Source organism: Vibrio sp. FF266 (assembly GCF_041439695.1).
GTDB classification, from domain to species: Bacteria; Pseudomonadota; Gammaproteobacteria; order Enterobacterales; family Vibrionaceae; genus Vibrio; species Vibrio tasmaniensis_A.
On record NZ_JBGOOO010000004.1, the window covers coordinates 67,533 to 94,031 of the forward strand.

22 protein-coding genes, 1 tRNA gene and 1 pseudogene are annotated in these 26,499 nt (G+C 44.6%); 16 read left to right on the forward strand and 8 right to left on the reverse strand.

Going from position 1 to position 26,499, the window contains the following annotated elements:
• The first annotated feature begins 3 nt into the window (after positions 1–3).
• Both ACED59_RS04965 and hflX read left to right on the forward strand, forming a co-directional pair.
• Positions 4–1,116 (forward strand): ABC transporter ATP-binding protein, encoded by a 1,113-nt coding sequence (locus ACED59_RS04965; RefSeq protein WP_017099189.1) that lies wholly within the window; start codon positions 4–6, stop codon positions 1,114–1,116.
• 279 nt (positions 1,117–1,395) lie between these two features.
• Complete coding sequence (gene hflX / locus ACED59_RS04970) at positions 1,396–2,763, forward strand: GTPase HflX (RefSeq protein WP_012603471.1); 1,368 nt, start codon at positions 1,396–1,398, stop codon at positions 2,761–2,763.
• 95 nt (positions 2,764–2,858) lie between these two features.
• Here hflX and minE read toward each other — a convergent pair whose 3' ends face one another.
• From minE to minC, 3 genes are read right to left on the reverse strand one after another with little or no spacing between them, the layout of a single operon-like run.
• Positions 2,859–3,122, reverse strand: coding sequence for a cell division topological specificity factor MinE (gene minE / locus ACED59_RS04975; RefSeq protein ID WP_009848499.1), 264 nt, complete (start codon positions 3,120–3,122; stop codon positions 2,859–2,861).
• 6 nt (positions 3,123–3,128) lie between these two features.
• Positions 3,129–3,941, reverse strand: coding sequence for a septum site-determining protein MinD (minD, locus tag ACED59_RS04980; protein WP_009848498.1), 813 nt, complete (start codon positions 3,939–3,941; stop codon positions 3,129–3,131).
• Positions 3,942–3,963: 22 nt separating this feature from the next.
• Positions 3,964–4,626: a septum site-determining protein MinC gene (gene minC, locus ACED59_RS04985; protein ID WP_371704897.1), complete on the reverse strand. Its 663-nt coding sequence runs from the start codon at positions 4,624–4,626 to the stop codon at positions 3,964–3,966.
• A 219-nt stretch (positions 4,627–4,845) separates the two neighbouring features.
• Between minC and ACED59_RS04990 the strand changes: the two genes are divergently transcribed.
• The 5 genes from ACED59_RS04990 (at position 4,846) to ACED59_RS05010 (ending at position 10,642) form a co-directional block, all read left to right on the forward strand.
• Entirely contained in the window at positions 4,846–5,136 is a 291-nt protein-coding gene (locus ACED59_RS04990; RefSeq protein ID WP_009848496.1) for a YcgL domain-containing protein, read from the forward strand.
• 30 nt (positions 5,137–5,166) lie between these two features.
• Positions 5,167–6,165 carry a lytic transglycosylase domain-containing protein gene (locus ACED59_RS04995; RefSeq protein ID WP_009848495.1) on the forward strand — a complete coding sequence of 333 codons (999 nt, stop codon included), beginning with the start codon at positions 5,167–5,169 and terminating at the stop codon, positions 6,163–6,165.
• A gap of 152 nt (positions 6,166–6,317) precedes the next feature.
• On the forward strand, positions 6,318–7,238 hold the full coding sequence (locus ACED59_RS05000; protein ID WP_009848494.1) for a LysR family transcriptional regulator: 921 nt from the start codon (positions 6,318–6,320) through the stop codon (positions 7,236–7,238).
• A gap of 205 nt (positions 7,239–7,443) precedes the next feature.
• The gene (locus ACED59_RS05005; RefSeq protein WP_009848493.1) at positions 7,444–8,643 is read left to right on the forward strand and encodes a NupC/NupG family nucleoside CNT transporter; all 1,200 of its coding nucleotides are present in this window, start codon (positions 7,444–7,446) and stop codon (positions 8,641–8,643) included.
• A gap of 184 nt (positions 8,644–8,827) precedes the next feature.
• Positions 8,828–10,642 (forward strand): sodium:proton antiporter, encoded by a 1,815-nt coding sequence (locus ACED59_RS05010; RefSeq protein WP_017099192.1) that lies wholly within the window; start codon positions 8,828–8,830, stop codon positions 10,640–10,642.
• A gap of 151 nt (positions 10,643–10,793) precedes the next feature.
• Here ACED59_RS05010 and folD read toward each other — a convergent pair whose 3' ends face one another.
• On the reverse strand, positions 10,794–11,651 hold the full coding sequence (gene folD, locus ACED59_RS05015) for a bifunctional methylenetetrahydrofolate dehydrogenase/methenyltetrahydrofolate cyclohydrolase FolD (RefSeq protein WP_012603477.1): 858 nt from the start codon (positions 11,649–11,651) through the stop codon (positions 10,794–10,796).
• Positions 11,652–11,862: 211 nt separating this feature from the next.
• On the opposite strand from folD, the gene ACED59_RS05020 reads away from it, so the two are divergent.
• Positions 11,863–11,939 (forward strand) — tRNA-Arg (locus tag ACED59_RS05020).
• Positions 11,940–12,052: 113 nt separating this feature from the next.
• Here the strand turns inward: ACED59_RS05020 and ACED59_RS05025 are convergent.
• Entirely contained in the window at positions 12,053–12,556 is a 504-nt protein-coding gene (locus ACED59_RS05025; protein ID WP_029224081.1) for a GNAT family N-acetyltransferase, read from the reverse strand.
• Positions 12,557–12,853: 297 nt separating this feature from the next.
• On the opposite strand from ACED59_RS05025, the gene aroC reads away from it, so the two are divergent.
• Positions 12,854–13,939, forward strand: a complete 1,086-nt coding sequence (aroC, locus tag ACED59_RS05030) for a chorismate synthase (protein WP_004734182.1) — start codon at positions 12,854–12,856, stop codon at positions 13,937–13,939.
• Between the two features lie 97 nt (positions 13,940–14,036).
• On the opposite strand, the gene ACED59_RS05035 is transcribed toward aroC, so the two are convergent.
• Complete coding sequence (locus tag ACED59_RS05035; RefSeq protein WP_029224082.1) at positions 14,037–14,660, reverse strand: trimeric intracellular cation channel family protein; 624 nt, start codon at positions 14,658–14,660, stop codon at positions 14,037–14,039.
• 299 nt (positions 14,661–14,959) lie between these two features.
• Between ACED59_RS05035 and ACED59_RS05040 the strand changes: the two genes are divergently transcribed.
• The 3 genes from ACED59_RS05040 to ACED59_RS05050 all read left to right on the forward strand — a co-directional run bounded on the left by ACED59_RS05040 (position 14,960) and on the right by ACED59_RS05050 (position 16,473).
• Positions 14,960–15,490 (forward strand): elongation factor P hydroxylase, encoded by a 531-nt coding sequence (locus ACED59_RS05040; RefSeq protein ID WP_017099194.1) that lies wholly within the window; start codon positions 14,960–14,962, stop codon positions 15,488–15,490.
• A gap of 9 nt (positions 15,491–15,499) precedes the next feature.
• Complete coding sequence (locus ACED59_RS05045; RefSeq protein ID WP_004734185.1) at positions 15,500–15,763, forward strand: YfcL family protein; 264 nt, start codon at positions 15,500–15,502, stop codon at positions 15,761–15,763.
• 188 nt (positions 15,764–15,951) lie between these two features.
• Complete coding sequence (locus tag ACED59_RS05050) at positions 15,952–16,473, forward strand: NADPH-dependent FMN reductase (RefSeq protein WP_017099195.1); 522 nt, start codon at positions 15,952–15,954, stop codon at positions 16,471–16,473.
• A gap of 204 nt (positions 16,474–16,677) precedes the next feature.
• Here the strand turns inward: ACED59_RS05050 and mnmC are convergent, their stop codons facing one another.
• Positions 16,678–18,825 (reverse strand): bifunctional tRNA (5-methylaminomethyl-2-thiouridine)(34)-methyltransferase MnmD/FAD-dependent 5-carboxymethylaminomethyl-2-thiouridine(34) oxidoreductase MnmC, encoded by a 2,148-nt coding sequence (gene mnmC / locus ACED59_RS05055; RefSeq protein WP_371704896.1) that lies wholly within the window; start codon positions 18,823–18,825, stop codon positions 16,678–16,680.
• A 56-nt stretch (positions 18,826–18,881) separates the two neighbouring features.
• Here mnmC and fabB point away from each other — a divergent pair, with 56 nt between their 5' ends.
• On the forward strand, positions 18,882–20,093 hold the full coding sequence (gene fabB / locus ACED59_RS05060; RefSeq protein ID WP_017099197.1) for a beta-ketoacyl-ACP synthase I: 1,212 nt from the start codon (positions 18,882–18,884) through the stop codon (positions 20,091–20,093).
• Positions 20,094–20,233: 140 nt separating this feature from the next.
• On the opposite strand, the pseudogene ACED59_RS05065 reads toward fabB, so the two are convergent.
• Positions 20,234–20,582, reverse strand: a pseudogene (locus ACED59_RS05065) (hypothetical protein).
• A gap of 48 nt (positions 20,583–20,630) precedes the next feature.
• Between ACED59_RS05065 and ACED59_RS05070 the strand changes: the two are divergent.
• From ACED59_RS05070 to ACED59_RS05080, 3 genes are all read left to right on the forward strand, one after another.
• Entirely contained in the window at positions 20,631–21,764 is a 1,134-nt protein-coding gene (locus ACED59_RS05070) for a 4-phosphoerythronate dehydrogenase (protein ID WP_017099199.1), read from the forward strand.
• Between the two features lie 12 nt (positions 21,765–21,776).
• Positions 21,777–22,790, forward strand: a complete 1,014-nt coding sequence (locus ACED59_RS05075; RefSeq protein WP_012603484.1) for an aspartate-semialdehyde dehydrogenase — start codon at positions 21,777–21,779, stop codon at positions 22,788–22,790.
• A 209-nt stretch (positions 22,791–22,999) separates the two neighbouring features.
• A partial coding sequence (locus ACED59_RS05080) for a FimV/HubP family polar landmark protein (protein ID WP_371731357.1) occupies positions 23,000–26,499 on the forward strand: 3,500 nt, incomplete at its 3' end.

The following is a 26,499-nucleotide window of genomic DNA, read 5'->3' on the forward strand; positions in this document are numbered from 1 at the left end:
CCCATGGCAACATTAGATTTAAAACAGATCCGTAAAACCTATCGCAACGCGGACAACGAAACGTTAAAGGGCATCGACATCAGTATCGATTCGGGGGAATTTTTGATACTTGTCGGCCCTTCGGGGTGTGGAAAGTCCACCCTAATGAACACCATTGCTGGGCTCGAAAATATTAGTTCGGGTGAAATCGTGATTGATGGTGTTGACGTGGCTCAGGTTGAACCTAAAGACCGCGACATTGCGATGGTATTCCAGTCTTACGCGCTTTATCCCAATATGACGGTACGCGGCAATATCGCTTTCGGTTTGAAGATTCGTAAGATGCCGCAACAAGAGATCGATGCAGAGGTAAACCGAGTAGCGGAAATGCTGCAAATCGAACAGTTGTTGGATCGTAAACCGTCGCAGCTTTCTGGTGGTCAGCGTCAACGTGTCGCGATGGGACGTGCTCTAGCTCGTCGTCCTAAGCTGTATCTGTTTGATGAGCCGCTTTCCAACTTGGATGCCAAGCTGCGTGTTGAAATGCGCCATCAGATTAAACGTCTGCACCAGAAGCTGAATACCACAATTGTTTATGTAACCCATGATCAGATCGAAGCTATGACTCTTGCGGATCGCATCGCAGTAATGAAAGACGGTGAACTGCAGCAGCTAGGTACGCCACAAGAGATCTATACCAAACCCAACAATATGTTCGTAGCGGGCTTTATGGGCTCACCATCAATGAACTTCATTAAAACCATGGTGGACTTGGATGAGGACCAGAATCCAATCATTAAGGTTGTGGGCACGGCAGATCAAGAACACCACATTCGTTTACCACAAAGTATGCGCGACCAAGACGGCAAGGAATTGGTAATAGGGCTACGTCCTGAGCACATTACCGAGCAAGAAGGTGATGATGTGTCGGCAACCACAAAGCTAGACCTGCAATTGGAAGTATTAGAACCAACAGGGCCAGATACCATCGCAATGGTTAAAGTGAACGACCAAGAAGTCGCGTGTCGTTTATCGCCAGAATTTGAAGTGTCGGTTGGGCAAATGGCACCGCTTCATTTTGACTTATCAAAGGCGGTATTCTTCGATGCTCAAACCGAAGCGAGAATCGACTTCTAACTTCTAGTTGCTGAGTTAGTTTAACAATCAAAGTTCATGTCTAAATCAAAGGCAGTATCACCAACTACTAATAAGTAACGTGATGCTGCCTTTTTCGTTGTCTATACTTGCTTTTTATCCCTTATAAAAACAGAGGGATAAACGATATATATGCTTCTACTGCAATAATATCGTGATTTAGTATCCCTTAGCTCTATAAAGCTGACGTAGAAACGCGTAGGATCACACTACTTTAGACCAGAAACTAGGCTGCACCTTGGTGCATAAACAGAAGAATACATGAAACTAACAGCAAAACCAGCGGCGAATAACGCTTTACTTATTTCTATTACGACACCGGATTTTAAAGGTGACGAAGCAAAAGAGTCTCTTGCCGAACTTGCTCGCTTAGTGACAACCCTAGGGTTTAAAGTCGTCGGTACGCAATCGCAACACCACAGTTCATCTCAAAGACAGAATGTGTTGGGTGCAGGTAAGCTCGCCGAAATTGCACATCTAACTGGTTACCAAGGCTCTATTGAAGAAGCTGAAGATGAAGACTTTCTTGATGAGTCGGGTTTGTTTGATTCTGAAATCGATGAGCTAGATTTTGATGATCTTCCAACGGGCAATTTCCAATACGGTGCCGCTGATGTTGTGGTATTTGACTGTGATTTAAGTCCATCTCAAATGCGTACTGTTGAGGCGAGTTTGGGTGTGGAAGTATTTGACCGTACTGGCATCATCATCGAAATCTTTAGCCGCCACGCTCGTACTCGTACTGCTCGTCTGCAAGTTGATATCGCTCGTTTAAACTACTTAGTGCCACGTCTTCGTGAAACGGCTGAGGGCGATAAAGAGCGTCAAATGGGTCAGGGCGCCGGTGAAACTTCACTAGAGCTAGACCGTCGTAACGTACGTGACCAAATTGCTGCGCTTAAGCGTGAGCTAGTAAGCGTACAAGATGAAATGAAGACCCGACGCACAAGGCGCGCGGAGCTTTTCACTGTTGCTTTAGTTGGCTACACCAATGCCGGTAAATCTTCGATGATGCGTGCAATGACCGCAACCGAAGTGGTGGGTGAAGATAAACTGTTCGCAACGCTAGATACGACGGTTCGTGCGCTTCAGCCGATTACTCAACCGCGTATTCTGGTTTCAGATACAGTGGGTTTCATCAAGAAATTGCCACACGATCTGGTTGCATCATTCCACTCAACGCTAGCAGAAGCGCACGATGCTTCATTGTTGCTTTATGTGGTTGATGCTTCTGATGTTTCATTCCGCGCACAACTTGATGTGGTACACGACGTATTAGCACAAGTGGGTGTTGAAGGCAGCGAAAAACTATTAGTGCTGAATAAGTGCGATAGATTGACTGAAGAACAGCAATTAGAGCTGATCGAAGAATTCCCAGATGCGATGCTAACGTCGACTCGTGATCCGCTAGATATTACGAAACTGCACAAGTACATCGTTGGTGTTGCTGAAGAAGGTATGATCGAAGAAGAGATCACTATCCCTTATTCTGGACAAGGCATTATCGGCGAGATTCGCTCAAACATGAGTGTGGTTAAAGAAGAGTACGATTACGAGTGTATTAAGTTGACTGTTCGCTCTAGTGAAATTGATTTAGCTCGACTGAAAAAGCGTATGCAGAATTCTTAATCTTTTATAGCGTTTAGACACAAGTTCAAATACCAAAAAAGAGAGCCTAGGCTCTCTTTTTTATTGAATCGTGATAAGCACAGCTCGAGCTCTGCTTATCGGTCTTCTTCTGGAAGTTTGACGTTCAGTTCTAATACTGAGATGTCGTCATCTTTGTGTTCGAAAGTCAGATCAACCATTGATGGATCGACGTCAACGTACTTCGCAATACACTTCAAGATGTCTTCTTTTAGTTGCGGCAGATAAGACGGTGCTGGGTCGTCATGGCTGCGTCGCTCGGCAACAATGATCTGCAAACGCTCTTTAGCTAGGTTTGCGGTTGTCTTTTTTTGTGGTCTAAAAAACTCTAGTAATGACATTGCGAATTAGCCCCCGAACAGTCTTTTGAAGATGCCTTTCTTCTGTTCCGTTAAGAAACGGAAGTCCACTTGGCTACCCAGTAGTCGCTCTACAGTATCATTGTAAGCCATACCTGCATCGGTTGCTTCGTCAAAAATAACTGGAACACCTTTGTTCGACGCGTTCAGTACTGCTTGGCTCTCTGGGATGACACCCAGTAGAGAGATGTGAAGAATCTCTTCAACGTCTTCAACACTTAGCATCTCACCTTGAGTTACACGTGCTGGGTTGTAGCGAGTCAGTAAAAGGTGCGTTTTCACTGGTTCTAAGCCATCTTCTGAACGACGAGACTTAGAATCAAGAATACCGAGAATACGGTCTGAATCGCGTACAGAAGAAACTTCTGGGTTAGTCGTAACAATCGCTTCATCAGCAAAGTAAAGCGCCATCAGAGCGCCTTGCTCGATACCTGCAGGAGAATCACAGATGATGAAATCAAAGCCCATTTCATCTAGTTCATCAAATACACGACGAACACCATCTTTTGTTAATGCATCTTTATCACGAGTTTGAGAAGCCGGAAGAATGAATAGATTCTCTGTGCGCTTGTCTTTGATCATCGCTTGGTTCAGTGTCGCTTCGCCATTGATAACGTTAACGAAGTCGTACACAACACGACGCTCACAACCCATGATTAAATCTAGGTTACGCAGACCGATATCAAAGTCGATAACTGCGGTTTTCTTCCCTTTTAAAGCTAAGCCTGAGGCAATAGCTGCACTGGAGGTCGTTTTGCCTACCCCGCCTTTACCTGACGTTACAACGATAATGCGTGCCATTTTGTTTTCCTTTTTATTTCTCTTATATTGCGAGGACATCAACGTGTAATACATCGTTTGCCAGACTGAACATGGTTTTCTTCTGCCAGTACTCGCTTTCAATTTGATCGCTGAGCCAGTAATTTCCAGCAATGGAGACCAGCTCGGCTTGTAAATCATTACAAATTATTTTTGCTTCAGTTTGACCACTCGCGCCTGCAATCGCACGACCGCGTAAAGTACCATGGATATGGATGCTGCCATCGGCTATGACTTCTGCGCCAGCACTCACATGGCTGAGGATCAATAGATCGCCATCTTTTGCATACACTTGCTGACCAGAACGAATAGGCGTTCTCACCACTTTTATCGGAGCCATCTTCGCTGGAGCTTGAGAAGGTGATTTACTGGCTGTCATCACTGCAAAACCAGCTTCTTTCGCTAGGTTCTGCATACGTTTATCCGAACAACCAGCCACACCTACTGGGATCATGCCCGCTTGAGATATACCCTCTTTCAGTTGCACAAAATCGATATCACCCGCGACTTTGCTAATATTGATAACAACAGGCGCAGCAGCGAAAAAAGTGGGAGCTTGGTTTACTTTTTCTTGAAGAAAAGACACCGCATTTTCGACTTGATCATCGGATAAGTGCAAAACAGATAGCGTAAAACTGCTACCTTTTAGATCTGGATTACTAGACATCGAAAACTACAGGACCTCAATAGCGGATTGGTACAATTTCTTTATCAATAAAATAAAGGGCGTTGCCTGAAACTTGGTTTATCATGTTATATTCCCAAACCAAGCACAGCAAGTAATCTTGTTGTCAAATGAACGTTTTGTTCCCAATATTTCCCTTAACATAAACTATTGATCTCGTAAGTGAGAGTTTTGTAGTCATAAACAATAAAAAGGTTTGTCATGCTGTGTTCTATATATAAAAGTTCAAAGAAAGAAGGAACATACCTTTATATCCCTAAGAAGGATGATTTCTCACAAGTTCCTGACGCATTGATGCAAATGTTTGGTAAACCTAGTTTTGTAATGGTAATTAAAATGGATGGCCGTAAACTGGCGCAAGTGAACATCGATAAAGTGAGAGAATCACTGAACACCGATGGTTTCTTTTTGCAGGTTCCGCCACCACCGGTTAATGAACTTGAACTTCATAAAGAGCGTAAAGCTCAGCAAAACGTTCAAGACGAAGAGTGATAGCTACCTTAATTCAGGGAGGAGTGATCGTTGAGTAAATTTTCGAAAACCATATTGGCTGTGTCGGCATTACTATTGGGTAATAGCCTGACGATTGGTTCAGTTCAGGCTGAAGAGCTGAGCTTTGAGCAATATGTAGAGAAACTAAAGCAACAAGGCCGTGCAGAAGGCATCTCTGAAACGATCATTGATCAGGCCTTTGATGGTGTGACGTTTAAGCCAAGAGCGGTGAAAGCCGATAAGAATCAACCTGAGAAAAAACTGACTCTGGATGAATACATTCCACGCGCGGTTCCAGATTGGAAAGTGAAGCAGGCGAGATCGCTTTATAAGAAGCATTATTCAGCGTTGAAGCGCATTGGTGATGAATATGGTGTTCAACCAAGATTCATTGTCGCGCTATGGGGTGTTGAGAGTAACTTTGGTAAGTTCACGGGTAACTACAGTGTTATTGATGCTCTCACGACTATGGCCTATGAAGGACGTAGAGAAGCCTTCTTCCGTAGCGAAGCGATGGCGGCGTTGAAGATTCTTGATCAAGGCCATATTGCACCACAAGAGATGAAAGGATCCTGGGCTGGTGCGATGGGGCAGCCTCAGTTTATGCCAAGCTCATTCTTAGCTTATGCCGCTGACGGTAACGGCGACGGCAAGAAAGATATTTGGGGTACTGAAGAAGATGTATTTGCTTCAGCGGCGAATTATCTCAGCCAATCGGGTTGGGATGACAAATATACTTGGGGCCGTCAGGTTCACGTACCGTCGACTGTGTCTATTGAAATGCAAGGCCGAGGCGAAGACAAAGCGAAATACTTAAAAGAGTGGTCTGAACTCGGTATTAAGCGCTTTGACGATCGCCCACTACCAACGCTTGATGAAGATATTAAAGCTTGGCTAATTATGCCAGACGATGAAACTGGCCGTTCTTACCTCATTTACAACAACTACAATGTGTTAATGAAGTGGAATCGTTCTTACTACTTTGCTTTGGCAGTTAGCCACTTAGCAGACAGAATTAAGTTTGATTAATCGACCTAATTTGATTAACAGATTTAGGTCGCTTTGAATAGCATTTGGTCTACCATAGGCAGAACGAACTAAAGGACTCTTCGGAGTCCTTTTTCTTTTATATTTCAGAGATTTTTAAAGGTGACCTTGTGCTAACAGATAGAGCCGCACAGATGGTGATATTCCATGCGTTAATCAAGCATGAAGGCTTTACCAGTGCAGCAAAAAGTTTGAATGTGTCGGTGTCTCACATCAGTAAGCAAGTTGCTTTGCTCGAGGATTCGATAGGTATCAAGCTGGTGCAAAGAACCACACGCAGCCTGACACTAACTGAAGCAGGGGAAGTGTTCTATCAGCATTGTGAGCAGCTGTTCAATACGGTGAAAGCGGCTCAAATGGATATGGATAGCCAGCGTGACGACATTTCTGGAATATTCCGCATAGGCTTGTCTCAGTCATTTGGCACACTGCATATCATTCCAGCGATTGATCAGCTCAGACAGCTCTATCCGCAGCTGAGAATTGAAGTGCATTTGTTCGATTACAAAGTGGATATGATTGAGGAGCGCTTGGATCTTTGGATCACCAATAATGAAGACCTGCCAGAAGGTTATATTGCGCAGCGTTTAGCCGACAGCCAATTTGTGGTAGCCGCATCACCGGATTATCTGATTAAAGCTGGTACTCCTCATGTGCCATCTGATCTGATTGACCATAACTGTCTTATCTATCGCAGCCGTGAACGAGACTACACGTCATGGGCGTTTGATAACGGGCAAGAAAACCTCAGTGTCAAAGTGGCGGGCGATTACTCGGTGGATTTGGCTGAGGCGGTACGAGACGCAGCTGTATCTGGATGGGGTGTTGCTTATTTGGCGACTTATTTAGTCAAAGAGGAGTTTAGAACAGGCAAGTTAATCCAAGTATTACCAGAATGGAGAGCCAGTCAGTTGATGCCATTCTATGCCGTCTATCCGAGTCGAAAGAACATGCCAAAGAAGCTTTCAGCAGTGATTGAGTTCATCAAACAGCATGTTGGTTCGCCGACGTATTGGGACAAAAACCTCAAAACTTGCGTTGAGCTGCATCGTTAATTGTTTCCTAATTCATAAATATAATTTCCATATGGAAAAAGTATGCTTTTTGAACAAGTTAATCCATTAAAATTCAATGCTTTAATCTAATCTTGGGCAAGTTGCTGATAATCCCAACATCACATTAACAACCGCACCTTGCCGCAAACGATTTCCTCTATACAATGCGTCGCCTTTCCTACCTACAACTTTTAGGTTGACGCATATGGCTTCCCTACTTGGAATTATCACTATTTTAGTAGCCGCTTGGTTACTATCTACGGACAGAAAAAATATCCCGCTAAGAACTGTCTCTTTGGCTTTCTTACTGCAAATCTCATTCGCGCTATTGGTTCTTTATGTGCCAATGGGTAAAGAAGCGCTGAATGCAGCTACTGGTGCGGTGTCTAGCTTGATCAACTACGGTCAAGAGGGGATTAACTTCCTATTCGGCGGCCTAACGAATAACGGATTTGTTTTCGCTATTAACGTTCTCGGCATCATTATCTTTTTCTCTGCATTGATTTCAGGTTTGTATCACATCGGCTTTATGCCAAAGGTGATCAACATAATCGGCGGTGCTTTGCAGAAGTTTCTAGGCACAGGTCGTGCGGAGTCACTATCTGCAACGGCAAACATTTTTGTTGGCATGATCGAAGCGCCATTGGTGGTTAAGCCTTACCTAAAACATATGACGGACTCACAACTGTTTGCTGTGATGGTATGTGGTTTGGCTTCTGTTGCTGGCGGCACGCTAGTGGGTTATGCATCGCTGGGTGTTGACCTAAACTATCTGATCGCTGCGGCATTCATGTCGGCACCAGCTGGTCTATTGATGGCTAAAATCTTAGTACCAGGCAGCCCAGAGGATGTTCAAGAAAATATTGAGTCTGGTGTAGAGATTCCACGAGCAACAAACGTAGTTGAGGCAATGGCAGATGGGGCTATGTCTGGACTTCGTATTGCCGTTGCGGTGGGTGCGACACTTCTAGCCTTTATCAGTGTGATTGCGATGCTGAATGGCTTGTTAGGTATTGTTGGTGGCTGGTTTGGCGTAAACCTAAGCTTCGAACTTATCCTAGGTTATGTGTTCGCACCCGTTGCATGGCTGATCGGTGTACCGTGGTCTGAAGCTGTGGTTGCAGGTTCGCTGATCGGTAATAAGATTGTTGTGAACGAATTTGTGGCTTTCATCCAGTTAATGGACGTAAAAGATGCACTGAGTGAGCACTCAAAAGCGATCGTTACTTTTGCACTATGTGGTTTTGCTAACATCTCTACCATGGCGATTCTGATTGGCGGTTTGGGTAGCTTAGTTCCTGAGCGTCGCTCTTTCATCTCACAATATGGCTTCAAAGCGATTTGTGCGGGTGTGCTTGCCAACTTAATGAGCGCTGCGATCGCTGGCGTGGTGCTTTCTCTGTAGCTAGATGATAAGTACAGAGTGGATGAGTCAGTCACTTTATTTCCCCTATAGTAAAGTGACTGATTAATCACAATAATATTCGGTTAGCGTGAAAAAGAGAGCCTATAGTGTAAGAACGTAGGCTTTCTTATTTCATTGAATAGTTTGTACCACAGGGTGTGGTGCAAACCTTTTAGGGGCACAAATGGATTTGTCGATTACTTCTTCTTTGGCGTTAATTGGACTCTTGTCTTTAGCTTGTCAGCTGCTCGGCTGGCGTTTACGTCTTCCCGCTATTCTTCCTCTCCTAATCGTTGGCCTGTTGTTAGGTCCTGGCCTGAATATTCTAAATCCCGATGCCATTTTCGGTGATGTGCTGTTTCCTATGATTTCATTAGGCGTTGCCATCATCCTGTTTGAAGGGGCATTAACCCTAAATTTCAAAGAAATCAGAGGCCATGGTCGGATGGTGACTCATCTCGTGAGTTTCGGCATGTTGATTACATGGGCGTGTATCGTGGTGGGTGCTTACTACTTTGTGGACTTTAGTTGGCCGTTAGCCGCACTGTTTGGTGCATTAGTCGTGGTAACTGGCCCAACGGTGATCGTACCCATGCTTCGCAGTATTCAGCCTAAATCCTCCTTAGGCAGTATCTTGCGATGGGAAGGGATAGTGATTGATCCGATTGGCGCTCTGTTTGCGGTTCTCGTTTACGAGTACATCGTTTCTTCTGCCGACCCTACCGGACACGTTCTGTCAGCTCTGGGCCTGACGTTAGTCATAGGTTTAGGCTTAGGGATCATCGGTGGCCATTTGATTGCCAAGATGCTGCAAGGGCATTGGGTACCGCACTATTTACGTAATGTGGCTGTGCTGACGCTAATGTTGGCGGCGTTCTCGTTTTCCAATGACCTGAGTGAAGAATCGGGTTTATTAACCGTGACCATCATGGGGATCTGGCTTGCCAACGTGAAGGGCTTGGATATCGAAGACATCATCGAATTCAAAGAAACCTTAACCGTGTTGCTTATTTCTGCGTTGTTTATTCTGTTAGCGAGCAGGCTCGATTCAGGAACCTTCCTCTCGATAGGTTGGGGTGGGGTTGGCCTGTTAGCGATAGTGATGCTGGTGGCGCGTCCTTTGAGCGTGTGGGTCAGCGGGATCGGTACGGATCTTACTTCTGCGGATAAATGGTTTTTGAGCTGGATGGCGCCGCGCGGGATCGTGGCTGCCGCGGTTTCTTCTCTGTTTGCTATCAAACTTCAAGAGAAGCAATTGATTGAAGGGGCTGATCTACTGGTGCCAATGGTGTTCTTGGTCATCATCGGTACGGTTGTGATTCAAAGCCTTACCGCAAGTTGGTGGGCGAGAAGGTTGGGTGTGACTCAAGAGAAAGCGCAAGGGGTTATCTTCTTTGGCGCGACTCATTTTGCAAGACAGTTTGCCAAGGTGCTGGCGACACAAAATATCAACAGTGTACTTGCCGATACCAACTGGGAAAGCATTCGTTTGGCGCGTATGGATAACCTGAGTGTCTATTTTGGTAACCCAGCCTCAAGCCACGCGGAAAATAATCTGGAATTGGACGGGATAGGGCGCGCGATGATCGTCTCGCCTTATCGTCAAACCAATCCATTAGTCAGCATGCATTATCAAGATGAGTTTGGTGAAAATAAGGTGTTTGAGCTTGAATCGACAGAAACTAAACACGAAAGGCATTCAGTGAGCCGAGATGGTAACAGAAGCCTGTTTTCGGAAGGAATTACCTATTCCAAGCTTAACTCCTTGATGGCTCAAGGCAGCCAAATTAAGAGCACGGGATTGACCGATGCGTTTGACCTTAATGAGTTTAACGCGCTGTATCCTAAAGCGATTCCACTCGGTGTGATTACTGGTGGTGATTTCCGTTTAGTAACACAAGGTTCTGATTTGGAAAAACTCATATCAACGGAGTGTGCGATCATTAGTTTATTGCCGCCTTCTGAACAGACGGAAAAAATCGAGATACCAGATAAGTAGCAACGAGCACTGCATCAGAAGCGAGTTGCCTTGATTCAAAAAAGCCGCAACGTTCATCACGTTGCGGCTTTCTAATTCTGCTCTAGCTTGTTTTACTCTAGGGCGAGGCAATTCATGCCAACGGTATTACTATCGAAGCTGTCATTGCGGACTATTTCGAGTGAAACTGCTCACAAGCGATCATTGTGTTCTCAATTAGGCTTGCTACAGTCATTGGACCAACACCACCCGGAACTGGTGTGATGAAGCTTGCGCTCTCTTTCGCGACATCGTATTCAACGTCGCCAACGAGTTTGCCAGATTCCAAACGGTTGATGCCTACATCGACCACAACAGCCCCTTTCTTAATCCAAGCACCAGGAATGAAGTTAGGCTTACCAACTGCTACCACAACAACATCTGCTTGACGTACATGACCCTCAAGGTCTTTGGTGAAGCGGTGACATGTTGTCGTCGTACAACCGGCTAGAAGAAGCTCTAACGTCATTGGGCGACCTACGATGTTTGATGCGCCAACCACAACCGCGTGTTTGCCACGTAAGTCGATGTTATAACGGTCAAGCAGCGTAATGATGCCTTTAGGCGTACAAGAGCGAAGCTTAGGCATACGCTGAGCCAAACGACCTACGTTGTATGGGTGGAAGCCATCAACGTCTTTTTCCGGCGTGATGCGCTCAAGAACTTGAGTGCTATCAATACCAGCTGGTAGAGGAAGTTGAACAAGAATACCGTCAATCTCCGGGTCTTCGTTCAGTTGGTCTACCAGTGTTAATAATTCGTCTTCTGTCGCAGTGGCTGGCAAGTCGTAAGATTTAGATACGAAGCCAACTTCTTCACATGCTTTACGTTTACTTCCTACGTAAACCTGAGAAGCAGGGTCTTCACCCACTAAAACAACCGCTAGGCCCGGAGCGCGTAATCCAGCTTGAGTGCGAGCTTTTACACGAGCCGCAACTTCAGAGCGAACCGTTTGAGAAATTAGCTTTCCATCAATATTTTGAGCAGTCATGAATTTCCTTAGTATTGATATTCAAGTTAGTGGCTGATGTTTTTGGCGCATTATTCCAGAAAATCTTTTTGATTACCATCAAGCAAACGTTTGCTTTGTTCTATTTTCCAACACTTATAATCTCATTGCCCTTTTTTTACTCACTTGGATCAGAATGTTACACAAAGCCGTTGCTTTACTGATTCGAATTCGTATAATCCTTTCCTGTAGCGCGCCCTTAGCTCAGCTGGATAGAGCACCTCCCTTCTAAGGAGGTGGTCGAAGGTTCGAATCCTTCAGGGCGTACCACTATTTAAAGAAACCCGATAAGTCTCTGAGTTGTCGGGTTTTTTGCATTTCAGAACAGCTTAATCTATCAATACCATGTTTTGTATTTAGATGTCTCTGTCTTTCGGTTATTGCTAAACGACTACTAACTGTGGGGTATATCTAAGACCTAACATACTGCACCCATCTTCCAAGTAACTGTCGGTGACAACGTCGAAGCCGAATTTACCATAGTAGTCTTTGAGGTGTGCTTGTGCCGAAATAAAAATTGAACAGTCAGGATACACCTCGCGGGTCGTATCAAAGCTTACTTGCATCAGCTGGTTACCAATCTGTTTACCGCGATAATCCTTTGCTACGATCACTCGCCCGATACAAACATCATCTGCATCAGAATCGAGCAGAGGGAGAACATCTACGGGGTATCCAAGCTTCTGAGCCATAATTCGACTGTAAGCTACTAGTTGCCCGTTCTCATAACCCATGACGTGATAGGTTTCTGGATGGCTATCTTTGCCGTCTAGATCACTATAGGGTGTGTTCATATCGACGATAAAAATATCGACTCTTTGCTGTAAGAAATCATAGAGCTCTTGAACAGACAGCTCCGAAAATTTTTTAACTCTCCACTCGATCATCACTTTTCTCCTTATTATTTTGGGCTACAACATAGATAGTATTCAAACCGAGTTCATTAACCTTTGTTAACTGGCCATGAAACTATTCAAAATCACCACTTTAAAGCACCACTCATTTCCCCTCGTTATTCATTTCATTCGGCTCATGTAATAGAAAGTTAAAATTGTTGGTTTTTTGGGGTTTACATCATTTGGTAATAAAGCCACTATGAATTCACGAAGAATAGACAAGTAAAGCTGTTAACCCGTAGGTTTAGGAATCAAACCTTCTGCTCAATGGCTGATTTAGAGGAAGTAATGGCAGGAAACAGTATCGGACAACATTTCCGCGTGACTACGTTCGGAGAAAGTCACGGTATCGCACTAGGATGTATCGTAGATGGGTGCCCACCAGGATTAGAAATTACCGAAGCAGACCTTCAAAGAGATTTGGATCGTCGTCGCCCAGGTACTTCTCGTTATACAACGGCTCGCCGTGAAGCGGATGAAGTAAAGATTTTATCCGGTGTATTTGAAGGCCAGACTACGGGTACTTCTATTGGTCTATTGATTGAAAATACAGACCAACGCTCTAAAGACTATTCCGAAATTAAAGACAAGTTCCGCCCTGGCCACGCTGATTATACCTACCATCAAAAGTACGGTGTGCGTGATTACCGAGGTGGCGGTCGCTCTTCTGCTCGTGAAACTGCAATGCGTGTTGCGGCAGGTGCGATTGCGAAGAAATACCTTAAGCAAGAATTTGGTGTTGAAATCCAAGCTTATCTTTCTCAAATGGGTGATATCTCAATTGATAAAGTGGATTGGAACGAGATCGAAAACAACGCTTTCTTCTGTCCTGATGCCGACAAAGTACCTGAATTTGACCAACTGATTCGTGATTTGCTAAAAGAAGGCAACTCGATCGGTGCGAAGATTCAAGTAGTTGCGACTAAAGTGCCTGTAGGCCTTGGTGAGCCAATCTTTGATCGTCTAGATGCAGACATCGCGCACGCTCTAATGAGCATCAATGCGGTGAAAGGTGTTGAGATTGGTGATGGCTTTGATGTGGTTAATCAACGCGGTAGTGAACACCGTGATCCATTAACTCCGGAAGGTTTCAGCAGCAACCATGCTGGCGGTATCTTAGGTGGTATTTCTACTGGCCAAGATATTGTGGCAAGCATTGCGCTTAAACCAACATCAAGCATTACCGTTCCTGGTGACACGATCACTAAAGACGGTGAAGCAACGCAGTTAATCACTAAAGGTCGTCACGATCCATGTGTTGGTATCCGTGCAGTGCCTATTGCTGAAGCGATGCTGGCTATCGTGTTGCTTGACCACTTACTGCGTCACCGTGGTCAAAACTTTGGTGTGACAACAGAAACGCCAAAAATCTAGTTCTGCTTCGTTTTATTCAGAACAGATTTGAGAGAAACCAAAAAGGGTTGCTTCGTACTGAAGCAACCCTTTTTATATTCTGCGTCATTGAGAATATCTAATGTACAGAGCTTTCCGTATCAAGCTGGAACGAAGGCAAGCGCCATTTGAATCTTACGGCCGCCATACGCAGCAAGTAACCAACCACAAGCGTAACAATCGTTGCGGTTACGTCGTTAATGCCAAGCTCAAGCAAACCTAGGTATAAACCTGAAGCGACAAGGGCGACAGATGCATACAGCTCTTCATGCAGAACCAATGGTGTTTGACGGCAGATAAGATCGCGCAACAGGCCACCGAACACGCCAGTGACCAAGGCAGACACCATACAGATCATTGGGTGCAGACCCATGGTCATCGCGACTTTAGTGCCAATGATACTGAACACGATAAGACCTAGAGCATCTAAACGAATGAACAAGCCTTTTAGCTTGATTACCCATTTAGCCAGTCCTGTTGTGATAACACCCGCGATACAGGTGATCGCCAGATATTGTGGGTTTTCAACCCAACCTAAAGGGTAATGGCCGAGTAAGATATCTCGTACTGTTCCGCCGCCAATTGCCGTTGCACTTGCAACCAACATTACACCAAACCAATCCATTTTTTGTTTGCCAGCGCTGAGAGCGCCGGTCATGGCTTCTGCCGTGATGCCAATGATATACAAAACACTTAGTAGCATTGCTGTAGCTCTATAATTTAGGTCTATAAATTGGAGTCTTATAGGCCATAGGGATATAAAAATGAAGCGCGAGTGTAGTAGTAAAAACGCTGATTGACGAATGAATATTTGTACCGTGAATAGGCATTTCAGATTAGCTAAACTAATCATTCACCTCAAAATGGTGTAATCTGGGATCAGCAATCGATTGTCATCGTAAAGTATTATGATGAACCTAATGTCATTGCCAGTGATAGGGCTTTACCGATCGCTTAAAAAAACGCAAAATGCCCCAGTTCTTTTTATTTAAATTTGATCTTATGACGTACCAATACCCAGATATCATCGACATTTTCAATCAAACCTTTTTCGAGAGCTTCAATACCAAGCTAGAACTGGGAGCGGACGAGCCTATTTACCTGCCAGCCGATGGGGAGGTTTCTCATCACCGTATCGTATTTGCTCGCGGCTTTTACGCGTCAGCACTTCACGAGATAGCACACTGGTGTGTGGCTGGTCCTGAGCGTCGTTTATTGGAAGATTTTGGTTACTGGTATGAGCCTGATGGCCGAACTGAGTCGGTTCAAGCTGAGTTTGAAAAAGTAGAAATTCGCCCACAAGCGTATGAATGGATCATTGCGACCAGTGCAGGCTTTCCTTTTAATGTCAGCTGTGACAATCTACACGGCGATTTTGAGCCAGATCGTTTGGCCTTTATGAATAAAGTACACAGCGAAGTCATGGGTATCTTTGAAGCTGGCCTTCCGCCTCGCGTGAAAATGCTCTCTGAAGCATTACGCAGTTTCTATGATGTTGCACCTTTATGTACTAGCCAATTTATTGTGAAATAAGAGAATATTATGATTATCGAATTTGAAGAAAAACTACTTGAAGTAATTGATGCTCGCATTGAAAACGCATCAGACGATGAACTGTTTGCTGGTGGTTACTTACGTGGTCATATTTCTCTCTCAGTGGCTTCATGTGAAGAAGACGGCATTGAAGACGTAGCAGAAGTTAAATTACGTATTGAGAAGAGCCTAGAAGACGCGCGTTCTGAACTAACGCCAGCAGACCGCACTATCGTTAATGACCTTTGGGTTGAGCTGCAAAACCAAGCTTAATTTTATTCGTCTAGCATTATTCGTCTACCGTAATTCGCTCATTACTCTTCCTCCTCATTTTTGAGCGAACCAATAATTTGAGACTCATTCGAAATTTTTGAATGAGTCCGTTCATTTCTTGTGATGGTTCCATTTTCTGACTACGTTATTCTAATCCCACTTAACGGAATTACAGAAAAGGTCACATCATGAAAGTTATCGCATTTGGCGCAAGCACAAGCTCTACCTCTATCAATAAAGCACTAGCAACTTACGCAGCTAACTTGATTGAAGGTGCTGAAGTCAAAGTTCTAAACATCAACGATTACAACGTTCCTATGTTCAGTGAAGACACTGAAAAAGAGATTGGCCAAGCGGAAGGCGCCCAAGCATTCTTGCGTGACCTAGCAGAAGCAGACGCATTTGTTATCTCTTTCGCAGAGCACAACGGCCACTATCCTGCAGCTTACAAAAACCTATTTGACTGGGCGACACGTATTGAACGTTCAGTGTTTGGTGAGAAGCCTGCGGTTTACCTAGCGACATCACCAGGCCCAGGCGGCGCACAAACAGTACTTGGCGCAGCAACAGGTTCAGCGCCATACTTTGGCGGTAACGTTAAAGCATCGTTGTCAGTACCTAGCTTCTACGATAATTTTAATTTTGAGTCGGGTTCAATCAGTAATGAAGAGATTGCAGCTCAAATTAAAGACGCGATTGCTAAGCTATAAAAGCGGAACGTAAAGCGAATAGCTCCTAAGTAGCCAGCTGATGTAAAGTTACGAGCCGCTGCAAAGTAACGTACTGCTCTAGAATAAGAAGCAGCGACGTAAACAAGATTAGAAAAACAAAGCCCGAGCATTGAGAAATGCTCGGGCTTTTTTTGTGGGTTGTACTAACACTTATTTGAATATTTAGACCTAGTCTAGAATCGACTATTCCGCACTGGTTTGTTTCGTTGAAACCCAACCTTCTGTTAACGCTTTGCCTTTACGTAATCTTCTAATCCACATTCGACTTGGATGAATGGCTTCGAGCACATCAACCGGAAGAGGTAGTGGATCGCCACAAATTTGTGATGCTAAGACTTCTGCTAAAAGAGGAGTAGAGCTCAAACCACGCGAACCTAAACCGATAAAGCAGAACAAGTTCGGATAGCTGATAACAGGTTCGATACTGTCGATAGCATCACGCTGCGGATTAAAGTTGTGCAAATTCTGATATTGCTCTTTGATGGATTCAAAATCACCAACATTACCGACGAATGGTAGGTGATCTCGACTCACGCTTCGGATACCTTGGCGCGCTAAGTTGCCACTGGTATCGACATCTTTGGTCCACGCTTGTTCTGGTAGCGACCCGTGTAAGCGCTCGCCATTATATTGTTGCACCTCAATATCAAATTCTTGGTCGATATTGGTTTTATCGTAATTCGCGCCAATACAGTGGTGACCATTATTTGGGTTTTGTGGCGTCAGGTAGCCATCAAAGCACAATACCGTTTTTAACTGGCTGAGATTTTCTGTGGTCGGGATATGACTCACTTGCCCTTTAACTGGCGTCAGAGGTACGGGTCGAGTTTGTTCAAACTGAGTAAATTTGTGCCCATTAGCAATAACCACTTGGTCGTGCTTGGTTTGAATCTCGCCTTGAGGTGTCTCAATCGTCAGTAACCATTGTTGTTCAGCTTCGAGCCACTCAAGTTGCGTTACTTGATGTTGATAGTGTGCGCTCACTTGGTTGGTCTCTTCTAACCTGCCAATCAAACCTTGAGTCAATTGGAGAGGGCTTAACCAACCTCCCAGTGGAAAGTAGACACTCTCTTTATCGACTGGTAAGCCAATCTTTTCGTTGGCTTGCTCTGGCGTTAAACGCTGAATCAGATCTGTGTGGAAATTGCCTTCTAACATGCGATTGAGCTTTTTAGTGGAACCTTCATCCCACATCAAAATGTTCACGCCACACCAGCTGTAATCAAATTGGACAGACTGAGCCGCTTGATTCATAAATTGGCGAGCAAACAGTAACCCTGGACCAAACACGCGAGACACGTTCGATGTCGCTTCGCTGAGTAGCGGATAAATGGCACCTTGATTGTTGCCAGAGGCATTGCCCGCAGCTTGTTGGTGTTCACAATAAAGGGTGATGTTTTTACCACGTCGGCTTAGCGTTTTGGCTAATGCAGCACTGGCGACACCACCACCAATGATCGCAATGTCTTGTGATTCACTGTGCTCTGAAAGGCCAGACCAAGGTTTAATGTTGGTGTGAGCGTGCTTCTCACCAAGTCGCCCGGCAATCATTTCCCGCTTAGTACCAAAGCCTTTAACTTTTTTCATCGCAAAGCCAGCTTCGATTAAACCGCGGCGAACAAAACCGGCAGCGGTAAACGTTGCACAGCTGCAATCTTGTTTTGCCAGTTTGGCCATGCCGTTGAATAGGTTTTGATTCCACATTTCAGGGTTTTTGCTTGGAGCAAAACCGTCTAAGAACCACGCAGCGACTAAACCTTTGCTAGGGGTCGGCACGTTTGGCATACAATCCTTAATATCACCAAACCACAAATCAAGCGTGATAGCACCATCGCCTAACACAATGCGGTGACATTCGGGCAGGGCAATCGGGTAGTGTTCTTGGAGTTGTGTCGCATACTCCGCTAATTCTGGCCACGATTGGTGCGCTTTGATTAGATCATCTTTATTTAAAGGATATTTTTCAAAACTGATGAAATGTAACTCTTTGGTCATAGCTTGTGGGTTATCTTTAAGAAAAGCATCGAACCATTGCCAGACTGCGAGAAAGTTTAAACCTGTACCAAAACCGGTTTCAGCAATCACAAAACGGCGTTGTTGATGTTCAACCCAACGCTCTGGAAGGTGGTTTTGTTTTAAAAAGACGTAGCGAGTTTCTTCTAAACCGTTAACATTAGAGAAGTAAACGTCGTCAAATTGGTCTGAAACTGGCGTGCCAGACTCATTCCATTCCAGCTCTGCATTAGTAATTGAAGTCATAAAATCTATCATTTTGTGATTTGAAGCGATATGTTGGTAGGGATTGTACGAATTTCTAGGAAAGCTGACCACTTTTGTTAGGCTTCTTAGTTATCATCTAGCTGAATTTAGAATTATAGGAATGTCACATGAAACGAGTCGTAATCACCGGTATGGGTATTGTTTCAAGTATCGGTAACAACGTCGAAGAAGTTTTAGCATCACTGAAAGAGGGTAAATCAGGTATTACCACTTCAGAGCAGTTCAAGGAAAATGGCTTGCGCTCTCAAGTATGGGGTAACCTAAAAATGAACCCTGCTGACCATATCGATCGCAAAAAAATGCGCTTTATGGGTGATGCAGCGGCATTCGCTTATCTTTCAATGGAGCAAGCAATTGCTGACTCTGGTTTAACTGAAGATCAAGTATCTAATGACCGCACGGGTATCGTAGCGGGTTCAGGTGGTGCTTCATCTCTAAACCAAGTAAACGCAGTAGACATCATCCGTGAAAAAGGCGTGAAGCGCGTTGGCCCATACATGGTTCCACGTACAATGGCTTCTACGGTTTCTGCTTGTCTAGCAACACCTTTCAAAATCCGCGGTGTGAACTACTCTATGAGTTCTGCATGTGCAACATCTGCACACTGTATCGGTCACGCAATGGAGCTTATCCAACTTGGTAAGCAAGACGTAGTATTCGCTGGTGGCGGTGAAGAACTAGATTGGTCTCTGACTATGATGTTCGACGCAATGGGCGCACTTTCTACTAAGTACAACGACACGCCAGAATTGGCTTCTCGTACTTACGATGCTGACCGTGACGGTTTCGTTATCTCTGGTGGCGGCGGTATGCTAGTTATCGAAGAACTTGAGCACGCTGTTGCTCGTGGCGCAAAAATTTACGGTGAGATCGTGGGTTACGGCGCAACTTCAGATGGCTACGACATGGTTGCTCCTTCTGGTGAAGGCGCGGTTCGTTGTATGAAGATGGCAATGCAAAACGTTGATGGCGTTGACTACGTGAACACTCACGGTACTTCAACTCCTGTAGGTGACGTTAAAGAACTTGGCGCAATCCAAGAAGTCTTTGGCGGCAACAGCCCTGCAATCTCAGCAACTAAAGCGATGACAGGTCACGCTCTAGGTGCGGCTGGTGTACACGAAGCAATTTACTCAACGCTAATGCTTGATAACGGCTTCATCGCACCAAGCATTAACGTTGCAAACCTAGACGAAGCGGGCGAAGGCCTAGACATCGTAACCGAAGCTCGTGAACAAGAGCTAACAACGGTTATGTCTAACAGCTTTGGTTTCGGCGGTACGAACGCAACGCTAGTAATCAAAAAATACCAAGGCTAATTGAAGCTAAGGTTAAATTAATAAAAGGTTAATCGTTAATGGGTGACGTGAGTGCTGATTCAACACGCACAGGTCACCCAGTAATCATGACCATCAGAACATAGCTTTTATAAATATGGTTTTAAGCGTGTTTTTTAACCCTAGCTTTGTAAGCTTCGCTTTAGAAAATAGCTTTTTAAATCAAGATTTAGAAGTTGAAAGGTTTCCAGAGCTTGATCAGTACTGGCTTTGGTTAGTACTGGTTGAACAGACGCAAGACTCTGTCTCCTGGAGAGCGAGATAGGATCCTTTTGTTCTGGATGTTTGCCCGATTGTTTATTCAATCGGGCATTTTTCGTTTTAGTCTTCTGACTTTTGCTTTTTGCTTTTTGATTTTAGGTCTTGGTTCTTATTACTGCTTTTGTTTGTGCAGACTAGGCGATTCAGCCCTTTATTTATAATGTATTCCAATTGCGACTCGACACCGTGTGTGGAATTTTGCACAATCATTTCAATTCACATTTAAGGTCGACAGACCCCAACGAAAGTACCTTCCCAATGAAAATCTTAATCGATGAAAATATGCCTTATGCTGAAGCGCTTTTTAGCCAGCTAGGTGAAGTGACAATGAAGTCTGGTCGCACATTAACGGCTGACGACCTAGTTGACGTAGACGCTTTGATGATTCGCTCTGTCACCAAGGTGAACGAGTCATTGATCAGCAAAGCCAATAAGCTGAAGTTTGTCGGCACAGCGACGGCAGGTATGGATCATGTCGACCAAGAATTGATGAAAGAACGTGGCATTTTCTTTACTGCAGCCCCAGGCTGTAACAAGGTGGGTGTAGCTGAGTACGCGTTCAGCGCGATGATGGTGTTGGCTCAGCAGCAAGGTTTCTCTGTATTCGAAAAAACGGTCGGTATTATCGGCTGTGGCCAAGTGGGTAGCTATTTAGCAAAGTGCCTTGAAGGTATTGGTATTAAAGTTCTGCTGAGCGATCCTCTAAAACAACAAGAGGGTGATACTCGCGAATTTACTGAGCTAGATACTCTGCTTGAGCAGTCAGACGTCATCACTCTGCATACGCCAATCACTAAGACAGGTGAGTTCCCAACGCATCATTTGATCAATGAGCAAGTACTGAACAATTTACGTGCTGACCAAATTCTGATTAATGCAGCTCGTGGCCCAGTTGTTGATAACCAAGCGTTAAAAGCTCGCTTGCAAAAAGCCGATGGTTTCACTGCCGTTCTTGATGTGTTTGAGTTTGAACCTGAAGTCGATTTTGAGCTACTTCCACTGCTTGCTTTTGCAACTCCTCACGTAGCGGGCTACGGTTTAGAGGGTAAAGCACGTGGTACCACGATGATCTTCAACAGTTATTGTGAGTTTTTAGGTACTGAACAGCGTGCTTATGCAAGCGACCTTCTGCCGACAGCACCAGTGCCTCAAATGAAATTAGATAGAGCTTGGGATGAAGCAACACTGCACAATTTGACTCAGTTGATCTATGATGTGCGCAAAGACGACGCCTTATTCCGTCGCAATATCTCTACGCCGGGTTCTTTTGACAAGATGCGTAAAGAATATTGGGACCGCAGAGAGTACAGTGCAGTCGAGTTAACGGGCGACGAATCTTGTAATTTAACGCCGTTATCTAAACTCGGTTTTATGGTAAAGCCAACTTTATAAAAGAGAGAAACAATGAGCCAAGAATTTAATATTGCTATTTTAGGTGCGACTGGTGCGGTTGGTGAAACCATTCTTGAAGTACTTAAAGAGCGTAAATTCCCTGTCGGTGAAATGCACTTACTAGCAAGTGAACGTAGTGAAGGCAAAACTTCCCGTTTTAACGGCAAAACAATACAAGTACAAAATGTAGAAGACTTCGACTGGTCTCAAGTACATATTGCGTTTTTCTCTGCAGGTAGCGAGCTTTCAGAACGTTGGGCTCCAATCGCCGCTGACGAAGGTGTGGTTGTTATCGATAACACCTCACGTTTCCGTTACGAATACGATGTTCCTCTGGTTGTGCCTGAAGTGAATCCTGAAGCGATTGCTGAGTTCCGTAACCGCAACATCATTGCGAACCCGAACTGTTCTACTATTCAGATGGTAGTAGCACTTAAACCGATTCACGATGAAGTGGGCCTTGAGCGTATTAACGTTTCAACTTACCAATCTGTGTCTGGTGCAGGTAAGCCGGGTATCGATGAGCTAGCAGGTCAAACGGCTAAGCTTCTTAACGGTATGCCAGCTGACAAGTCAGCGTTCTCACAGCAGATCGCGTTCAACTGTATTCCTCAAATCGATGAATTTACAGAGAACGGCTACACACGTGAAGAAATGAAGATGGTTTGGGAAACTCAAAAGATCTTTGCTGATTCATCAATCACCGTTAACCCGACTTGTGTTCGTGTTCCTGTGTTCTATGGTCACGCTGAATCTCTACACATTGAAACTCGCGCGCCAATCGGTGCTGAGCAAGTTATTCAGCTTCTAGAGAACACGGAAGGCGTTGAAGTTTTCCAAGCTCTAGACTTCCCAACTCAGGTTCGTGATGCTGGTGGTAAAGACCACGTAATGGTTGGTCGTATTCGTAACGACATCAGCCATCACAGCGGTGTGAACATGTGGGTTGTCGCTGATAACGTTCGTAAAGGCGCAGCAACAAACGCAGTTCAAATCGCGGAAGTTCTGATTCGCGATTACTTCTAAGCTTCACTGCTTTGATAAACAAGCCTCACTCTTTTAGTGGGGCTTTTTTAATCGATTGAAAATATTGTTAGTCAAATTGTGTGAAATTGCTGCGAATATTGTCGCTGCAACACATTTTTTGTTTTCATCTCTATAGCTTTACGTCGTTTATCCGATATATTTAACAGTTCATCAATTTATTCGAATTTAAGCACCTAGCTGAGCCTTTTATGTTTCAATTTTTCAAGCCGTGGTTAATGCCTTTTGCCATTCTCATGGCGACTCAGATTTCCGTTGTTCGTGCAGATTCCATTCGAGTTGTAGGGCCTAATGGTCAGATACAATCAGCGCCTACGTTTTCCGAACCTCTTCAAAGAGCACAGTTGAATCGTGCTGGGCCTTCTCGTTTTTACGGCCCAACTTTGGGGTCGGAAACATTGTGGTCAATTGCCTCAAAGTTACGCCCTGATAATTCCGTTTCAGTTCAGCAAACCTTGTTGGCTATTTATCGTCTAAATCCACAAGCGTTTGAAAACCAGAATATCCACAGCTTGCTGCCTGCCAGTAATTTACGAGTGCCTTCTTTAGAGCAAGCACGTGCGAGTTCTACACAGCAAGCCGTTAACATCATGAATGCGCACCTTGCTAAGCTCGATGCTCCTGTGACTAAACCCGCAGTGTCAAAGCCAAAAACAGCGCAAGCGTCAAGCCGCCCTGATGTAAGCTCAAACAATGTTGCTCCTGCAAAGCAAGTAAGCACAGCTGAAGTCGCTAAAAAGCCATTGTCTCCAACTCAATCATCTCCAGCTCAATCGGCTCCAACCCGAGAGATGAACAAGCTAGAGAAACAGCTAGAGCTTTCAGAAACTGAGCTATTGTCACTTGAAGAGAAAAACCATCAACTTCGTTTGATGTTGTCGAATGTTCAATTGGAAGTGGATGAGCTAAAAACAGAACTTAGTGATGAAGACCGCATTCGTAGCGAAGTGGAAAAGCTGCTTGATGAAGAGCGTAGAAAGAACGCTGAGATTGCAAAAATGGCTCCAAGTGCCATGGATCAATTGTTATCAAATGGTTGGTTAGTTACTGCTCTTGCGGTTATTCCAGGTCTGCTACTTGGTCTTATCATAGTGATTTTGTTGGGGCGCCGTTCTAAAAATGATGAGCAGCAGCCGACACAAGACCAACCAATTCAATCAGATGCAAGTAGCGTCGCGCCTATCGCTTTAGGCGACGAGATGGACGACTTTGATAATGAATTGTCTTTAGACGATGAACAATTTGGCAATGAAGATGATGCTGATAAGTTATTTGATGACCAAGCATCGCCTGAAGAAGATGTATTTGCAGGTTTAGATGATTCTGATCTCGATTTTAATCTCGATGATGACGATGATGACCCATTTGCGAGTATTGGCGAAAATGGTGACTTAGACACTAACTTCGATGATCTGGAGTTAGATAGCAGTAACGGCATTAGTGTCAATGGCGATGACAAGGCGCTTGGTCTTGAAGAGATGGAGCGCGCACTTGATAAAACATCAGAAAGCGAACTCGGTTCTGATGAGGCCGACTTTGATCTTTCAGATGATAACTCAATGTCGAATGAAGATATTGAATCGCTACTATCACAGGATTCTGAGACTGAAGATCTAGGCTCTAACGAACTAGACCAATCTCTATTAGACGATCTATTTGCGCTTGATGATGAAGATGATGATAGCTTCGATATTGATGCTTTAATCTCAGAAGAGCAAAGTGATTCGATTTCTAATACCGACACATCAGCAACCGATGATTTTGACATTGATGCGCTTATCTCTGAACAACAGAGCGATACTGCACCTTCGGGCGTGAGCAACGATGAATTTGATATTGATTCGTTGATCTCAGAGCAGCAGACGTCACAACCTTCGGCTCCTAGTGTAGAAGATGATATTGATGACATCTTCGCTCAGGTTGCGGCTCAGAACGATCAAGTCAATGAGCCTGTGAATCTCGATAATGATGACGAGGTTGCTGAGAATCTAAACAGCGCTTTGGCGTCTGATGATGATATCGATAACATCCTTTCTCAGTTTGATCTGCCAACCGAAAGTGAAGAAACTCAAGGCAGTGTCGACCTGCTCGATGAGCAATTGACAGGGGATGATGTTGATCTCAGTAATTCAACAGATCTCCTAGATGATATGTTGGAAGATGAATCGGATGATGATTCTGAGAGTGATCCTCTAGGTTTTGACTCATTATCTGAACTCGAAGAACTCTCAGGCTTGTCGACCGATGATGAGCTAGATATTTCGGAAGACAGTACTGAAACCTTGGATGAGTTGATTGATGATTCTGATGATGACTTTGAACTCGATGCCGAGAGCACAGACCTACTAGATGATTTTCTAGACGATGATGCCAATGATGCTCAAGTTACCGTCGAAGGTGACGAGACGTTAGATGAACTGCTAGGTAATGATCTATCAGTCGGTGAAACCGATGAACAAGATTCAGAATCTTTAGATCCATTTGATGATCTACTGACAAGTGGCATTGAAGACGAGCTTGAACCTGAAGGGAAGGCGTTTGATAAAGAGTTAGACGAAGCCTTTGGTTTTGACAACGGCAGCGATGAGTCTGAAAAGGATTCAGACGTCGAGCTTACTCCGTTAACCTCAGAAACACCTGAAGTTGAGTCTGAGCAAGCATCGGACATTAATGCAACACCACAAGCTGAAGTCGTTAGTGATGGATCGTTAGATTCGGAAATGATTCAAGACAGTGCTGACGTTAAGCCAGAAAATGATGAAGCCTTTAATCGTGATGACTTTATCGATGATTTGTTCGGTGTCGCGCCGGCAACAGATGCTTTACTTGATGACTCGCTAGAAACAACAGACGAAGCATTGATTGATGAGTTAATGACTTCTGATGACAATGATTTATTGCCAGCGACAGAAGAGCCTGTTGAGTCATTAATTGAAAATACGGTTGAACCAGAGCAAGCGTCTCTTTCAGCCAGCAATGAAGTGTCAGCGGAAGAAATAGTATCCGCTGAAGAAACCGCATCATCGGTTGAAGATGATGAACTGGATATCGACTCACTGCTCTCTGAGAATTCTGATTTTGACAAACCAGTTTTTGAAGAGCGAGTTCAAGAAGAAACTGTACAACAAGAAGCAGAACCAGAGCCGAAAGAAGCCGACGCCCAAGAACAGCGTGAAGACATCGCTGCTAGTTATGAAGAGCAAGTATCGCCATCGTCTTTAAATGATATCTCTGAAGATGATGAAGAGACGGTTGAAGACTGGTTAGCCGAAGCCATAGACGATGTAGAGTCGCCTACGAACGTTGCCTCTGATTTTGACTTTGAACCGAAAATCCAAGGTAGCGATCAGTTTGAAGATGTCGTTGAATCCTTGCCAGAGCCAGAGCCAGAGCCAGAGCCAGAGCCAGAGCCAGAGCGTGCTGCGCATATGCCAGAGATTGTTCCAAATGAATTCGGTGTGCCAGAAGACGATGATTGGCTGATTGAAGATGACACGGCTCAACAAGAAACATTGGCACAAGTTGATGAAGTAGCGGAAGAGCCGGTGGTTCCTGCTGTTGAGTCTCAGTTAGATACTGAACCTCAGTTAGACCATGAACCGCAAGTTGAAGCTGCACAACAAGTTGAAACCGAACCTCAAGTAGAAGCAACGGAACAAGCTGAAGCGGTAGAGCAAGAAGGCGAAGACGA